General features: G+C 62.6%; 15 protein-coding genes. 11 read left to right on the top strand and 4 right to left on the bottom strand.

Annotation, left to right across the window (positions count from 1 at the left end; genetic code table 11):
* Positions 1 to 83: 83 nt before the first annotated feature.
* The 3 genes from FJ490_RS22945 to FJ490_RS22935 form a co-directional block, all read right to left on the bottom strand.
* A complete protein-coding gene (locus FJ490_RS22945) occupies positions 84 to 1,616 on the bottom strand; it encodes an IS66 family transposase (RefSeq protein WP_064993412.1) in 1,533 nt (510 codons plus the stop codon).
* Between the two features lie 69 nt (positions 1,617 to 1,685).
* On the bottom strand, positions 1,686 to 2,042 hold the full coding sequence (gene tnpB, locus FJ490_RS22940) for an IS66 family insertion sequence element accessory protein TnpB (RefSeq protein WP_064993413.1): 357 nt from the start codon (positions 2,040 to 2,042) through the stop codon (positions 1,686 to 1,688).
* On the bottom strand, positions 2,039 to 2,482 hold the full coding sequence (locus FJ490_RS22935) for a transposase (protein WP_064993414.1): 444 nt from the start codon (positions 2,480 to 2,482) through the stop codon (positions 2,039 to 2,041). The genes tnpB and FJ490_RS22935 overlap by 4 nt, the downstream gene beginning before the upstream one ends.
* A gap of 128 nt (positions 2,483 to 2,610) precedes the next feature.
* Between FJ490_RS22935 and FJ490_RS22930 the strand changes: the two genes are divergently transcribed.
* Complete coding sequence (locus FJ490_RS22930; protein WP_064993415.1) at positions 2,611 to 3,363, top strand: hypothetical protein; 753 nt, start codon at positions 2,611 to 2,613, stop codon at positions 3,361 to 3,363.
* 245 nt (positions 3,364 to 3,608) lie between these two features.
* Positions 3,609 to 4,868, top strand: coding sequence for a hypothetical protein (locus FJ490_RS22925; RefSeq protein ID WP_064993416.1), 1,260 nt, complete (start codon positions 3,609 to 3,611; stop codon positions 4,866 to 4,868).
* Positions 4,869 to 4,902: 34 nt separating this feature from the next.
* Here FJ490_RS22925 and FJ490_RS33190 read toward each other — a convergent pair whose 3' ends face one another.
* A complete protein-coding gene (locus FJ490_RS33190; protein WP_224655926.1) occupies positions 4,903 to 5,112 on the bottom strand; it encodes a hypothetical protein in 210 nt (69 codons plus the stop codon).
* Between the two features lie 286 nt (positions 5,113 to 5,398).
* On the opposite strand from FJ490_RS33190, the gene FJ490_RS22915 reads away from it, so the two are divergent.
* The 9 genes from FJ490_RS22915 to FJ490_RS22870 all read left to right on the top strand — a co-directional run bounded on the left by FJ490_RS22915 (position 5,399) and on the right by FJ490_RS22870 (position 14,679).
* On the top strand, positions 5,399 to 6,433 hold the full coding sequence (locus tag FJ490_RS22915) for a hypothetical protein (protein WP_064993418.1): 1,035 nt from the start codon (positions 5,399 to 5,401) through the stop codon (positions 6,431 to 6,433).
* A gap of 1,083 nt (positions 6,434 to 7,516) precedes the next feature.
* Positions 7,517 to 8,191, top strand: coding sequence for a DsbA family protein (locus tag FJ490_RS22905; RefSeq protein ID WP_064993420.1), 675 nt, complete (start codon positions 7,517 to 7,519; stop codon positions 8,189 to 8,191).
* A 713-nt stretch (positions 8,192 to 8,904) separates the two neighbouring features.
* Positions 8,905 to 9,867, top strand: a complete 963-nt coding sequence (locus FJ490_RS22900; RefSeq protein ID WP_064993421.1) for a zincin-like metallopeptidase domain-containing protein — start codon at positions 8,905 to 8,907, stop codon at positions 9,865 to 9,867.
* A gap of 132 nt (positions 9,868 to 9,999) precedes the next feature.
* Complete coding sequence (locus FJ490_RS22895) at positions 10,000 to 10,410, top strand: DUF2958 domain-containing protein (protein ID WP_064993422.1); 411 nt, start codon at positions 10,000 to 10,002, stop codon at positions 10,408 to 10,410.
* Between the two features lie 83 nt (positions 10,411 to 10,493).
* The gene (locus FJ490_RS22890) at positions 10,494 to 12,221 is read left to right on the top strand and encodes a ParB/RepB/Spo0J family partition protein (protein WP_064993423.1); all 1,728 of its coding nucleotides are present in this window, start codon (positions 10,494 to 10,496) and stop codon (positions 12,219 to 12,221) included.
* Positions 12,222 to 12,755: 534 nt separating this feature from the next.
* Entirely contained in the window at positions 12,756 to 13,079 is a 324-nt protein-coding gene (locus tag FJ490_RS22885) for a DUF736 domain-containing protein (protein WP_013533279.1), read from the top strand.
* 144 nt (positions 13,080 to 13,223) lie between these two features.
* Positions 13,224 to 13,463, top strand: a complete 240-nt coding sequence (locus FJ490_RS22880) for a helix-turn-helix domain-containing protein (RefSeq protein ID WP_064993425.1) — start codon at positions 13,224 to 13,226, stop codon at positions 13,461 to 13,463.
* On the top strand, positions 13,460 to 14,008 hold the full coding sequence (locus FJ490_RS22875; RefSeq protein ID WP_064993426.1) for a S26 family signal peptidase: 549 nt from the start codon (positions 13,460 to 13,462) through the stop codon (positions 14,006 to 14,008). Before FJ490_RS22880 ends, FJ490_RS22875 begins: the two co-directional genes overlap by 4 nt.
* A complete protein-coding gene (locus FJ490_RS22870) occupies positions 13,996 to 14,679 on the top strand; it encodes a lytic transglycosylase domain-containing protein (RefSeq protein ID WP_064993427.1) in 684 nt (227 codons plus the stop codon). Before FJ490_RS22875 ends, FJ490_RS22870 begins: the two co-directional genes overlap by 13 nt.
* The last annotated feature ends 111 nt before the right edge of the window (positions 14,680 to 14,790 follow it).

The raw sequence follows: 14,790 nt of genomic DNA, 5'->3' as shown, positions 1-14,790 counted from the left end.
GCTCATCAGAATGAGCAGCCGTTCCTCGGATCGGGCGACCTTCTGCGTTCCAAACCTTGACAGCGGACATCAGAGCGATGTTCTCAGGCCACTGCGCTGAGTTCGTGAGCCTGGATGTAGGCCCATGGCAAGAGGTCGTCGATCTGGCTGTTCGGGTGGCCATTGACGATCCTGGTGAGGACATCGGCGAGATAGCCGAGGGGCTCGACGCCGTTGAGTTTGCAGGTTTCGATTAGCGAAGCGACGACGGCCCAGTGCTCGGCGCCGCCGTCCGATCCGGCAAAGAGTGCATTCTTGCGGTTTAGCGCGATAGGACGGATCGAGCGTTCAACAGTGTTGCTATCGATCTCGATGCGGCCATCATCGAGGAAGCGCGAGAGGCCTTCCCAACGCGACAGCGTGTAGCGGATTGCCTCGGCGAGCTTGGTCTTCTGGCTGATCAGCCCGAGCTTCTCGCGCAGCCAGGGCTCGAGAGCGACGGTGATCGGCAGGCTCTTTTCCTGGCGCACGGCACGACGCTGCTCCGCCGATCGTCCACGGATGTCGTCTTCGATGCGATAAAGTTCGGCGATCTGTCTCAGCGCCTCGCAGGCGATTGGCGCGGGACCGGCCGCGGCGAGTTCGTAGAAGCGCCGGCGCACGTGCGCCCAGCAGAAGGCGAGCGTCACGCCGCTCTTGTCGGCGAGCACGCGATAGCCGCCATAGCCGTCCACCTGCAGGATTCCTGTGAAGCCCGCGAGATGAGCGATCGGACGCTCAGCTTTGCGGTCGGGCGCGTAGACATAGGCGACGCCGCGCGGATCGGCTCCGTCCCATGGCCGATCATCGCGGGCATAGGCCCAGAGCTGGCCGGTCTTCGTTTTGCCGCGACCGGGATCGAGCACCGGCGCCGTGGTCTCGTCGGCGAAGAGCTTTGGCGAGGACTTCAGCTTCGCCAGCAGCCGTTCGTGAACCGGACGCAGGTGCCAGGCGGCACGGCCAACCCAGTCGGCGAGTGTCGAGCGGTCGAGATTGATGCCCTGCCGGGCGTAGATCTGCGCCTGGCGATACAGCGGCAGGTGGTCGGCATATTTGGAGACCAGAACCTGGGCAACCGTCGCCTCGGTCGGCAGGCCGCCTTCGATCAGCCGGGCGGGCGCGGGAGCCTGAACGATCACGTCTTCGCAGGCTCGGCAGGCATATTTGGGTCGGCGCACGACGATCACACGCAGCTGCGCCGGAACGATGTCGAGCCGCTCGCTTACGTCCTCGCCGATCCGATGCAAGTCATTGCGGCAGCACGGGCAGGCATGGTCCTCGATGTCGACCACCATATCCGTGCGTGGCAGATGGGGTGGCAACGCACCGCGGTTCGCCCGACGCTTGGTGACACGCGCCTGACGCTCCATGGGAGCAGCCTGTTCGTTCTCCTCCTCGCCGGCCGCCTCGATCTGCTCGGCTTCTTCAAGTCCCAGCAGCAGCTGGTCTTCCGGCAGCGTCTCAGCACGACGGCCGAAGCGGTGGCGCTGCAATTCCTTGATGATCTGGATCAACCGGGCGTTCTCGACGTCGCGCGCCAGCACCATCGCCTTCAGCGCATCCGGATCGTCGGGAAGCTGGTCCGCCGTCATCGCCATGAGTGGATCAGACCATATTCGTCGACAGCCCGCGACAGCGGAATCCAGGCTGATTCACTTGGTCGCGGGTCAGCCCGCCTGGGCTGGAACACGGGTCCGGCGCGCCTCGTGGACGCGCCGCCAGTCGAGTCCTTCGAGCAGCGCCGAGAACTGCGCCGCCGTCAGCTGCATCACGCCATCCTGAACCTTTGGCCAGCGGAACTCCCCGTCCTCCAAGCGCTTGGCATAGAGGCAGACGCCGGTGCCGTCCCAGAAGATCAGCTTGATCCGGTCAGTCCGCTTCGCCCGGAAGACGTAAACGGCCCCGCTGAACGGATCGGCCCCCATCGTCTCTCGCACCAGCGCCGCCAATCCCTCCGCACCCTTGCGGAAGTCGACCGGCTTCGTCGCCACCATGACCTTGACCGCACCCGTCGGCCCGATCACGACGTCGCCTTCAGCGCGCGGATCACCGCCGCCACCGTCTTGGCGTCGGCGCCACGGCCGACCCGCATGGCGACGCCGTCGATCTCCAACTCGATAACGCCGGCGTCGCGGGCAGCTTTCCGTTTGCGTTGTGGCTGTTGTTTCCCCGTCGGTTCCGGCTTCGGAGCCGGCACCACTGCCGGCACGAACAACGGTTCCGGTGCCAGCGCTTCCGCCAACGGCACACGAGCAGCCCGACGCCAGGCGAACAACTGCTGCGGGGACAATGCATACCGCCGGGCCACGGCACTCACGGTCTCGCCGGCATCGTAACTTTCAGCCACGATCCGGGCTTTCTCTTCCGGCAGCCATTCGCGCCGCCGACCGGAACCCGTGAACACCTCGAAACGGCGCGCGGGCTCAAGATTGCTGGATTTAAGCGTAAGCTCTGAAATCGTCATGTGTCGAAGCCCTCAAAGGCTCCGAACATCGTTCCTCACGACCACGCGCGAAAGGTGCCACCAGAACAGCGCTTACAGTTATCGGGATAGTCGACAACGTTGGAACACCTTGGGTTCACACCCTCCAGGTGGCGGCGCGAATAGGCCCCGAGCTGTCCGGCATTGCTTTGCAAAACTTCTGTGAGGTCGCTCTCGATCTACAAAAACAAAACCCTGTAGATCGACCTCTTCGCTACGCGCTGTCGTTGATACAGGGTTCTGAAATCAAGGTGCCCGACGCGTTATACCTGCAAAGTTTCCTGATGCGAGCCCTGATGGTCGATCCGAGAAACATCGACCTAGTGTCAGCGCTTCTGATCAACATGCGCCATGAGGGGCGGACGATACACGAAAGTCTCATCACCAAGCGCTTGACGTCGATTATAAAAGGCGGCTTGGAGCGCGGCGAGCACTATGAAGTTGCATGGGCGATCTTCCTCATGAAGGGCTTGGCACTGCCGCTGCAGTTGGGCGCCCAAGCTGCTCTTCTTGCGAAGATCGAATGTCCAGCGATCTGCTTGCTCATTCTCGACATGGCATCTCGCGGACTTGCTCCGGAGGCTCCAATCCGGGATTGGGAGCGCCGGGTGAAGGCCGTATCAGCCGACGGTCCCGACTGGTTGCTCGCCTACGAAGGAGTTCGGCATGGTTGGCTGGCAGACATCACTGGCGCTATCAGAGCCGATCCGATGTTGAAGCCCTTCTTTGACCGAAATATCGTCTTTTACGACGATAAGCGGAACGTGCCGACAACCAAGAAAGCGGTGAGAACGCGGCGCGCAAGATCGAAGAGGCTGACAACAGCAATGCTCTGGCGGATCATTACGTCCAAGTACATATAGATCCGACCACCCCGCCAGGGAAACCCAAAGACTGCATCAGGTCGATGCTGGGCTCACATTTTTCCGTCAGAAATTTGGCGCTCCGCATCAGAGTGGTGCGCCGAGTCATCTGGAGGGATGAGCGGTGAACCCGCTGCCTCGTGACCTCATGCAAAGGGAACTGTCGACTCAGCGCATACGGCGCTATGATACGTTGGGTCAGCTCAAAGACTTGCCGGAACCAAACAACCGTTAGCGTGAAGACGATGGACAAATTCAAGAGCTTATCCGACATCGCCACGGGCCAAAGTGATGGGCCGCTCGATCGACTGAGTCGCGGGCTAGAGCTGTCGACCCTCTCAACGGCCATCAGCAACCTTCCGGAATCGACCCTGTCGAAGGCGATCAGCGGGCTGGAGGTGTCGCCGTTCTCGCCGACCATTGCCGAGCTTCAGGCAAAGGGATCGGCCCTATCGCAGACCTTCGCCGAGCTGCAGGCAAGGGGATCGACCCTATCGCCGACCATTGCCGAGCTTCAGGCATCGCCTGGCATGGCATTGATTGCGCGCGCCACCCAGTGGGCAAGCCAACTCGCTAGCACGGGTACGCTCGCGGTGCACATGCCGACTGGCACGCCAAACAAAGAAATCGAGCTAATCCAGCGGGCCGCTACTGGCGTCTTGAGCCTCTCGGCTGAGGTAGGCCGCTTGCGTCTGAGCGCTCTGGGAGCGGAAACTCTGTCCGCTGGGCTGCAGACAACCCGGTTGAAGCTCTCCGCACTGGCTGGTGCTGGAGACGTGCTTGGCTTCGCGGCGAGATCAAGCTTCACAGCCTATGAGGAGCTATTCGGCAACTGGCACACGCGGTCTGATCTGCCAAACCGCTTCTGGAGCGATCCAGAAATGCGCCAACGACACTACCGCGAAGCCAAGGTTGACCCGGGTCTGATCGAGACCACGTCAACTGGTGCGATCGAGGTTGTCATAGAGAGCGGTTTCGCGGCCGGCGCTTCGGAAGCTGGTAGGTCCGTCGCGCTGCTGGACGTTGCGGGGCTGTCCGTTCAGATACGGTCGGCCAATCCCAGAAATGATGCCTTCAGCGCGATAGGCTTCTTTGAGCGCGCGTTGCGGTCCTTCATCTCGAAGAAGATGGAAGCGGTGGGCGGACCGCAGTGGTTCAAGCAGAGGGTTGGGGGCGAAATCCGTAACAAGGCGCGTGATCTTCGCGCGGCGGCGATGGCGAATGGCGAGCGGGATGAAGCGTTGCTTTCTTATCTCGATCTTGGCGACCTGATGGCGATCGTGCTTCGCGCGGATAACTGGAATCAAGCGTTCGGGTACGTCTTTCCAAACGAACAAAGGCTGCGGCTTGACCTACAGGCGCTTATCGCCACTCGCCGTCCGACGATGCATACGCGCGATGTCGATGCGGTGCGTCTCGTCGAGCTGATTTGCATTATCAGCCGCCTTAGCCAATTTATGACCGGCGACGGCGAATGGAAGCGCATCGCCGACTCCGAGGATTGAGGGCTGCTGTTCATCGGTTGGGCGTCCGCACTGTCTAGAGCAAACGTAGTTGGTCACCGGGTGTCGAGCCCAGCGGAAACTTGATCTGCGTGGCGGGCTTCTCGACAATCACCAAAGCGTCGTCCGGTGCCGGATACGGCTGCCAATGAAAGTAGTTGGTCTTGCGAATGTTGGTGGTCCCGTAATCGGCTTTGCCTGTCACTCGCTCCGAAGGTGACGGCATTCCCCTCAGGAGATAGGCCAACTCTCGCCCCCTTCGAGAGCGTTTCGGACCACGGGGCCGGGCCAGTTGGGATAGATGTCAATGGACGGCTCAAGGTTGCCCAAGATGTTCCGCAAGGTACCGGTCCACTGGCGGATGGCCTCTTGCGAAGTGGTGAGGTTGTAGAGGTTACACATCGTTTTAATGTTCCCAACAGACATTGAATTTCAACCAGTTCTCTCATCGCCAGTTGCCCCGGTCCAGTTGCCCCTTGAAATAGATCTTTAAGTGGCTCTTAGTTGAGGTTGGTGGGTTTGGATGTTGGGTTATGCGTTCGGTTGTGAAGTTTCTCGCTGTCGCGTCAGTTATTGTCGCCACATCAAGTTCAGCTAAGGCTCTGGAATACAAGCCGGTATCGTCGCCGGGCGAGCTTCCGTTTCTCATCGTCTCTGGTGAATTTGGGGTCAACGAACCTCTGAATGAGTTTAGCCACGCTGTCACAAGCAGTGGGGCTAGGGTGGTCGTATTCGACTCGCCGGGCGGCAGTATCGGAAGTGCAATGCAGCTTGGACGTTTGATCCGGGCAGCCGGCCTTGATACGCTTCAAGTCCGACAGTTGCAGTGCGCGTCGGCTTGCTCGTTAGCTTACATGGGTGGCGTTCGCCGTGTTGCCGACCCGGGCTCTATTGGTGTTCATCGCTCATCCTTCGCCCCAGAGAACGGAATGTCTACCGACGAGGCTGTGGCCAACGTTCAAGCCGTAACTGCCGATATCATGTCCTACATGTCCGAGATGGGCGTTGACCCCAAGTTGATGGCCGTAGCATTGAGTTACGACAGGTTTGATATGCGATATCTCTCCGCCAGTGAGATGGCTGAACTGCGCGTAACCAACGTTTCTACCACGCCGCCGTCCGTTGACACGTCGCGTGTGTCGCCAACGCCCAGTCCGGCCCCCGCTGAAGCCAGCGCAGACGAGCGGCAGCTAGAGAGCGCGGCGGTAGCATTTATCAAGGGGCTCATCGAGCACCATGGCGACAACGCAGATTTGGCGATCGCTCAGGTTCAAAATTCGTATGCTGGCATCGTCGATTATTACGGAAAGCCAACGGACCTAAGCTCGATCATCGCCGACAAGAGAAGCTATTTCCAACGATGGCCGGAACGGGGATACAATCTCCACGACGAGAGCGTCATAGTCACCTGTGCCAATGAGCGATGCATGGTGTCGGGCACTTATGACTGGGTCGTCCGCAGCCTGCCAAGGCACAAGCAGGCAAAAGGTGTGGCGCGCTTCAGTTACACGATTGCGATTGGGCAGAACCCCAAAATCATCGCTGAGACCAGCAAAGTCATGCGCTGAAAGTTCCGTCAGATTAGTGCCTTCTCAAGCGCCCGTCTCGCAACCTCAAGCCGCGCCTCGTCGCCCCATAAGTCCTCACCAACGCTGCCCGATGAGTGACCCAGAACAATGTCTTGGTCCGACTTTGTGACGCCGGCCAAGCGTAGTCGGTCTTTCATGAGGTGGCGAAGCGAGTGGGTGGTAGCCTTTGGGTCCGTCACGCAGGCCCGAACGTGCTTGCCCAAGGCAGCAGATGCTGAGGAGGCGCCTTTGGGACGCCCGTAGGTCGGAAAGAGCATCGTTGCGCTGCCGGCAGCCTTGACGGCTTCCTTTGCGGCCTCCAGCGCGCGACCTCTCAACGGCACATTCCGCCGCGATACGGCATTCTTAATGCGGCGGTCATCGTGCCACTCAACCGTGATGTGCGGGACGACGTGGTCAACATGCACGTCCGCAACGCGAAGACCTGAGACCTCGGCGAGGCGGCATCCGGTACCAGCGAGGATTGCCCAGATGTGTTGAAGGTCTGCCTTCGCATGGTACGCAATGCGGGCGGTTACCCCGCAGTGTATCGCGCGGTGTATCTCTGGGGAAGCGGAAACCCGGGCAATCCTTGGGTTTCAAGACATTTCTGGATTAAGTGGCTCCCCGGGCCGGAGATGAACTAGCGCTTGCAAAGCGAGCCACAGTGGAGGACTCGGCTACAGTTCGAGTTTTGTGGCCGCGCTCTGTGAAATTTCACAGACCTATTTTCTGCAAAGTGCACAGGAAGCGCCGACAAATCCCCGCCAGTTGTTTGAACGGTTCCCGACCTTATGTCGCGAAACCGCCGCCGGTTGCGCCATCTTATGGTGCGCCCGTCGAGCGAGGCCACCCAGCCTACGAAGTCAGCTGTGAGCCACAGTGATCTTCAATGCACGATGGCCCACGCTTTCCGCGGCGCAGCGCTGCGTGAGCTCCTGCTGCGGGCGGCGATGGCACGGGAATTGCGGCACGGGGGGTGCGGCGCTTGACCGGAGAGCCGCGACGGGAGAAGCGCCGCAACGTGCCGGGGGTGCCGGCGCCGCGGGCGTCCTGCCGTTCATGTTTGATTGGAGCCCACCCATGTCCAGGCTGAATGCCGCCCTTGTCACAGTAATCGCTTTGTTGGCCCTAGCTTTGTTCGCGCTGGGAGCGCTGAAACAACATCTGGATACGGCCGAGGACCTGCAATGTGTGGAGGACCAACGCCTGATAGCGGCTGACTTGCGCATACGCATTCCACAGCGGCGCGACGCCCTCCTCAACGACCCAGCCTCGCCAATTGCGGGCAATCCGGATGGCGATATCGCTGTGGTCTCGTTCTTCGACTACAACTGCGGCGTTTGCCGGGCGGCAGCTCTCGATCTACAGGAGGCCCTCAGCAATGATCCCAATGTGAAGCTTGTGTTCAAGGAACTCCCAGTCCTGGGGCCAGCATCCAAATTTGCAGCGCGCGCAGCGCTCGCGTCGTACAAACAGGGGAAGTATCAGGCGTTCCATCTCGCCCTCATGGCTTTCCCCGGCTTCCTCAACCAGCGCACCACCTTAGCCGTTGCAGAGCGGGTGGGCCTCGATCTCGAGCAGCTGAAGCGGGACATGCAAGACCCAGCCATCGCAAATGCCATCACACGCAATTTCGCACTCGCCAAAGATCTGTATATCGAGGGCACACCGGCGTTGGTGGTCGGCGACGAAGTAATCCCAGGGGAAGTGGGGATGGCCCGACTGCAACGCTCCATTGCTGATGCCCGCGCCTAGGCAAATCTTCGACAGCTGCAAAAGTGCCGTTCTGACCGAGGGTCTCGGGATCGTCTTTGGGAGCTGGGGTTTTGATGTGCTCCTGAGCGCCTTCTTCGCGGTTGGCTTCTTGACCAGACCGGAACGCGGGGCGCGAGCGCGACGCCGGACATGGCGCCGTCTCCCGGCGTGCGGCTATCACCCAAGATTCCGGCGGCCGCGATCTCGCTCCTGGACGCTCTCCCCGTTACGCGGCAAGGGGCGCCGAGAGGTGGAAATTCACGGCTCTGCGGCGTCGACCATATCCACGCGTCCAGGCGCAAGGATCGATGGTATCACATCAGCTGCGGTGCCGACCACCAGTCCTGAATCCCGCGCGCCTGAAGGCGCGCGCCGGGTGCTCGTGCACCGAGCCCGCTTTTCTTCGCAAGGCTCAGGCGGTCTCGGCCATCCGGCTTCGCCCCCTGGCTTGGGCCGCCTTTCGGCTGCGCACGGCCGCCGGCCGATCGGCCGGCGTGGTCTGTCTTTTAGGCCGTCCCCGGGTGCGCGCGGTGGGCGGCTCTCCCTTCTAGGCCCGCCGCGGCATCCCGCAACCCTTCGCTGCGCTTCGGGTCCTCCTCTGCGTTCCGGTCCTTCGGATGCGGTCCGCCTTTCACGGCGGGCCTTTCCGGTCGTTTTCGCCGCCCACCCCGCTTCCGGGGGAGGGCGCGATTTGGCGAGCGGAGGACCAGGGCATGCGTTCAACCAACAAACGTTCCGGCAGCCGAAAGGCTGGCGCAAGCAGGGGCGGGCGCGCAGGCGCCAGCCTTTATCAAGAGATCACGGACCGCATCATTGCCGAGCTCGAGCGCGGCATCGTGCCATGGGTCAAGCCCTGGGGAAACGCAAAGGCAGGCCTCGGCCTGCCCAGGAATGCGGCCACCGAGCGCCGCTATTCCGGCATCAATATCCTGATCCTGTGGGGCGCGGTCATCGAGCGCAGCTATGCCTGCCAGAACTGGCTGACCTTCCGGCAGGCGCTTGCCCTTGGCGGCAATGTCAGGAAAGGCGAGCGCGGCACGACCATCGTTCACGCCGACCGCTTTGTTCCGCAAAACGAAAAGGAACGCGCCAAGGTCGATGGCGACGAACCACAGGCGGTGCCCTTCCTGAAGCGCTTCACCGTCTTCAACGTCGCGCAGTGCGAGAACCTGCCCGGACATCTCCATGCCGCCGCCGAACCGCTGCCGCAGCGCCAGATCATCCCGCAGGCCGAGGCGCTCATTCGTGCAACCGGCGCTGATGTCCGCATCGGCGGCGATCGCGCTTTCTACATGCCGGACTGCGACTTCATTCAGGTGCCGCCGCAACCGGCCTTCTTTCAGCAGATCAACTATTACCGGACCTGCTTTCACGAGCTTGGCCACTGGACCGGCCACCCGACGCGCCTTGCGCGCGACCTCTCCGGCTCGTTCGGCTCCAAGGCCTATGCGCGCGAGGAACTGGTCGCTGAAATCTGCGCAGCCTTCGTCTGCAGCACTATGGGCATCGAGCCGACCGTGCGCCATGCCGATTATATCGGCTCATGGCTGAGCGTGCTGCGCGAGGACAATCGCGCCATCTTCCGCGCCGCCAGCCATGCCTCGAAAGCCGCCGATCTCCTGCTCGGCTTCAATGCCGACGTGGAAGGCGAGGCGGATGCCGAGATCGCCGCATGAGCGCGCTTCGTCGCCCTACGCGAGAGCCTTGCGCTTCTGACGGCGCGCGATGCGGCCGCGCGGAAACCCCTTGAATACCGGCCTGTTGGTCAACCCGCCGTCAATCACGAACCGTTTTGAAGGAACGCCGCAATGATCCTCATCACTGACGAACTGCGCCTTCTTCTGCTCGCCAATGGCGCTGCCGAGACCGAAGCCGACCATGTTCCGGTCGTGAAACTGTTCAATCCGCTGGGCGCCGCCACCTGGCTCCTGAGCGAGCTCGATGCTGATGGCGATACACTCTTCGGCCTCTGTGATCTCGGATTGGGCTTCCCCGAACTCGGCAGCGTCAGCCTTGCCGAGCTCCAAACCGTGAAGGGACCGCTTGGCCTCGGCATCGAGCGCGACCTTTATTTCAAGGCGCGGTTTCCGCTCTCGGTCTATGCCGAAGCCGCTCGCCTATGCGGCCACATCACCGAGGCCGAAGGGCTCTTGCGGCAGGCCGCCGCCGCCCTCTCGCTTTCCCTTCCCGAGCTTCCGTCCGACCGGGCGGAACAATAGCGCCCTCCGGCGCAAAACCGTCGCGCCGCTCGGCCAGCGGCCTCGCGGTCAGGCAATTTCGGCCATAGCAAAGGAGAAAGACCATGCAGCTTGCCCACGTTTCCATCGACCAATTGAGCATCGCCGCCGCCAACATGCGGCATTCCAAACGCGCGCCCGACATCGCCGACATCCTGCCCTCGGTGCGGGCGCGCGGCGTCCTTGTTCCGCTTCTGGTGCGGCCCAACGGCTCGCCCGACACCTTCGAGATCGTCGCCGGGCGCCGACGCTATTTCGCGGCCAAGACCGTTGCCGACGAGCGCGGCAAGGCCGCGCCGCTGCCATGCGCCATCATGGAGGATGGCGACGACGCCGACGCGCTCGAAGCCTCCCTGATTGAAAATATCGCCCGCCTCGATCCCGACGAGGTCTCGCAATGGGAAACCTTTTCCCGCCTCATCAGGGAAGGTCGCACAATCGCCGATATCGCGGCCACGTTCGGCCTCACCGAGCATCAGGTGAAGCGGATTCTGGCGCTCGGCGAGCTTCTGCCCAGGATTCGCGAAGCCTATCGCCGCGAGGAAATCGACGCCGAGACGGTGCGCCATCTCACCATGGCCTCGAAGGCGCAGCAGAAGGACTGGCTGGCGCTCTTTGCCGATCCCGACAACCGCGCGCCGCGCGGCTGGCAATTGAAGCAATGGCTGTTCGGCGGCCAGTCGATCTCGACCAAGGTGGCGCTGTTCGCCATCGAGGACTATCCCGGCCTGATCGTCTCCGATCTGTTCGGCGAGGAAAGCTATTTTGCCGACGCCGACCTGTTCTGGCTCAAGCAGAATGAGGCGATAGCCGCCACGCGCAACGCCTTTCTTGAGGCCGGATGGAGCGAAGTGATCGTGCTCGAACCGAGTCAACATTTTCACGCATGGGACCACGAAAAGACGCCGAAGAAGAAGGGCGGCAAGGTCTTTATATCAGTCTCGCATCGCGGCGAGGTCGCGTGTCACGAGGGCTGGCTGTCGCACAAGCAAGCCCGCCGCGCCCGAGCCAATGGCGAGGCCGCAGAGGCCGAGACCCCGGACAAACCCTCGCGGCCCGAAGTCACTGGACCGATGCAGAATTATGTCGATCTGCACCGTCATGCCATCGTGCGCTTGGCGCTCCTTGACCGTCCGGCCGCAGCCCTTCGCCTGATGGTGGCACATGCGATTGCCGGCTCAAGCCTGTGGCAGGTGCGTACCGAGCCGCAGCGCGCCGCCAACGAAATCGTGGCGGCAAGCCTTTCAGCCTGCAAGGCCGAAACCGCCTTCACGGATAAGCGGCGCGAGGTCCTGGCGCTGCTTGGAGAACCGGACGAGGGTGGCGCGGTCGCTGGCCGCAATGGCGGCGACTTCGGCACGGCAAGCCTGTTTGCGCATTTGCTGACGCTGTCCGACGATGATGTGATGCGCGTTCTCGGCATCGTCATGGCCGAGACGCTTGAGGCCGGCAGTGCCGTCATCGAGGCGCTCGGCAATCATCTCAATGTCGACACCGCCGCTTGCTGGCAACCGGACGACGCCTTCTTCGACCTGTTGCGCGACAGGGAAATTGCCAATTCGATGCTTGCCGAAATCGGCGGCAAGCATGTCGCGGACGGCAATGTCGCTGAGAAGGTGAAGACGCAAAAGACAATCATCCGCGACTTTCTGTCCGGCGAAAACGGCAGGCAAAAGGTCGAGGCCTGGCTGCCGCGCTGGATGAAATTCCCGGTCGAAAGCTACACGGATCGAGGCGGCTTGCGCACCGCCGATCAATGGGCACGGGTCCGCTCCCTGTTCGACTGCCAATAGCCCGTCAAGCTGGGCGGCGGCTGCCAGGATGGCCGCCGCTCGGCATCGCACCCCGGTCGCAATGGCCGCATGTTCGTGACCTTTGCCCCCCGTTTCCAGCGGCACAATCCAGCCCGGCAAACCACCTTGGTCCCGCAGGTCGTTCAGCCCGTCGGATGCCTGCCCTGGCGCCCGACCCGTGGGGCACGATCTCGATCGGCATGGCGCGGCATCAGCCGCAGTCCCGCAATCCTCTCCTGCTTGGCTTGGCTGCAGCGACCGCGCTCGCCACGATCTCCATGCTCCCTGCCAGGACCATCCCCTGCGGCTGGCTTGTCGACCTATGGACGGGTCCGGCCGCCCGAAACCCTCGCCAGCAGCTTTTTTCCCCGCCGCCTGCGGCGGCTTCCTCGCGCCGCTCCGCTTCAAAAAAGCCGCCTGCTCGGGTCCTCCGCTGGCGCTGCGGCCCTGTCAGGTTCAGGCGCTCCGGACGCATCCATCACGGTCCGCCATCGCAGGGGATGGTCCCCGGCGACAGCAAAAGGAGACTTCGAAATGACCGCGATCGGTTACGTCAACAAGCAGGAAAACGGCGCCTACAAGGGCCAGCTCAAGACCCTCAGCGTCCGCGCCGACATCGACATCATCCCCAACCAGGCCAAGAGCGCCGACAACCATCCCGACTACAGGGTGCTGACGCAAGGGGTCGAAGTTGGCGCCGGCTGGATCCGCACCGGCGAGACCTCCGGCAAGGATTATGTGAGCCTGTCGATTGCCGCGCCGGAGTTCGGACCGCGCAAGCTCTACGCCAATCTGGGCCGCGCCGCCGGCCAGGACGATGACGACACCTACGCCATCATCTGGAACCCGGCCGACTGATCGGGCTCATCGGAGCCCCGCGCCGCAGCCGGCGCGGGGCTCTTGCCACAGAGCGGCGAAAACTCGCCCCCAACTCTTCGCCCGTCCCCAAGACGACCTCGCCCCCCCATCCTCGTCTCGCTCGCAAGCCAAACGAGGATCATCATGGACAACGAAAACGAACGCGCCGCCCGCGCCAAAAAGGGCAGTCCGTTTCTCAACACAGCCCAAGCCGCCTTCTACATAGGGCTCTCCCAGCGCACGCTGGAAAAGATGCGGCTCAAGGGCGGCGGCCCGAAATTCCGCAAGCATGGCCGCTACGTCCGCTACCACATCGACGAGCTCGACGACTGGTCGAAAGGCCGCCATAACCAGACCCATTCCAACGATGGAGGCCGTTCATGAGCCGGCCTCCTTCCATCGGTCTGACCGGCAGCCGCCTGCGCCGTGCTCGGGCGACAAAGGCGATCGCCGCGACCGCGATTGCCCTTGGCCTGGTTGCCTTCGGCCCCCTTGCAAACCCATCGCCCTTCTTGATCTGGAACGCCTCGGCGAGCGCGCCGGTTGGCCTCTATCGCGTCGTGGCGGGAGCGCCAGCACGCGGCGACCTGGTGCTCGCCGGCGCACCGGATGCCATTGCCGGCCTCGCTGCCGAACGCGGCTATCTCCCGAACGGCGTTCCCCTTGTAAAGCACATTGCCGCGCTGCCGCACGAACGTGTCTGCGCCTTCAACGAGGCGATCATCATCGGCGGCAAGATCGTCGCACGTCGGCTAGTTACCGACACCCAAGGCCGTCCGCTGCCCTGGTGGAGCGGCTGCCGCGCGCTCGCTGACGACGAATTCTTCGTGCTGAACGGCGAGGCACCGCGCTCTTTCGACAGCCGCTATTTCGGGCCGGTCCGAGCCACCAACATCATCGGGAGGCTCGCGCCGCTATGGACCGAGTAGCCCTCCTGATGCTTGGCATGATCGCTGTCGCGCCATGCGCCTGTTCCGCCTCGACCGGCGCTGAGCCGGTCGCCATCTCCCATAGTCCGCAGCTTGGAAAATGGCGGCACTTCGTTGCCGAAGCAAGCAAGCGTTTCCGTGTTCCCGAGGCCTGGATCTACGCGGTGATCGATGCCGAAAGCGGCGGCAAGACGATGCTCCACGGCCGGCCGATCACCTCGCGCGCCGGTGCCATGGGCCTCATGCAGGTGATGCCGGAAACCTATCAGGACATGCGCGCGCAATACGGACTGGGCGCCGATCCCCACGATCCGCACGACAACATTCTGGCCGGCACTGCCTATCTCCGCGCCATGTATGACCGCTTCGGGTTCCCCGGGCTGTTTGCCGCTTACAACGCCGGACCCGAGCGCTACCAGGCGCATCTGAAGCGCGGCACGCCGCTGCCGAAAGAGACCGTCGACTACCTCAAGCAGCTCCGGGCTGCCGGAGTTTCGCGAACCGACATCGAGCAGTTCAAGGGCAAATCTGTCGCTCCGGACAGGCAAGATGCACCCTCGGGGCGCTCGCTGTTTTTCCCGCAAAATGGTGGTCGCGCTTTTGCGCGAAACGGCGATCTCTTCGTGCCGCTGGGGAGGGATGTCGCACATGTCAAAGAGCCGGAACGCTAGCAATGGGGGGCCGGACGCGTCCAAAGGGGTGGGGCGCGGAAGGCAAGATAAAGGCACCGCCTCCCAGGGCCGGCGAAGTGTCTGTCTGCACATCATTTTTGCCGGAGGCAC

This window comes from Mesorhizobium sp. B2-5-11 (assembly GCF_006440835.1).
In the GTDB taxonomy this organism is placed as follows: Bacteria; Pseudomonadota; Alphaproteobacteria; order Rhizobiales; family Rhizobiaceae; genus Mesorhizobium.
This window is presented reverse-complemented; position numbering and strand designations above follow the sequence as displayed.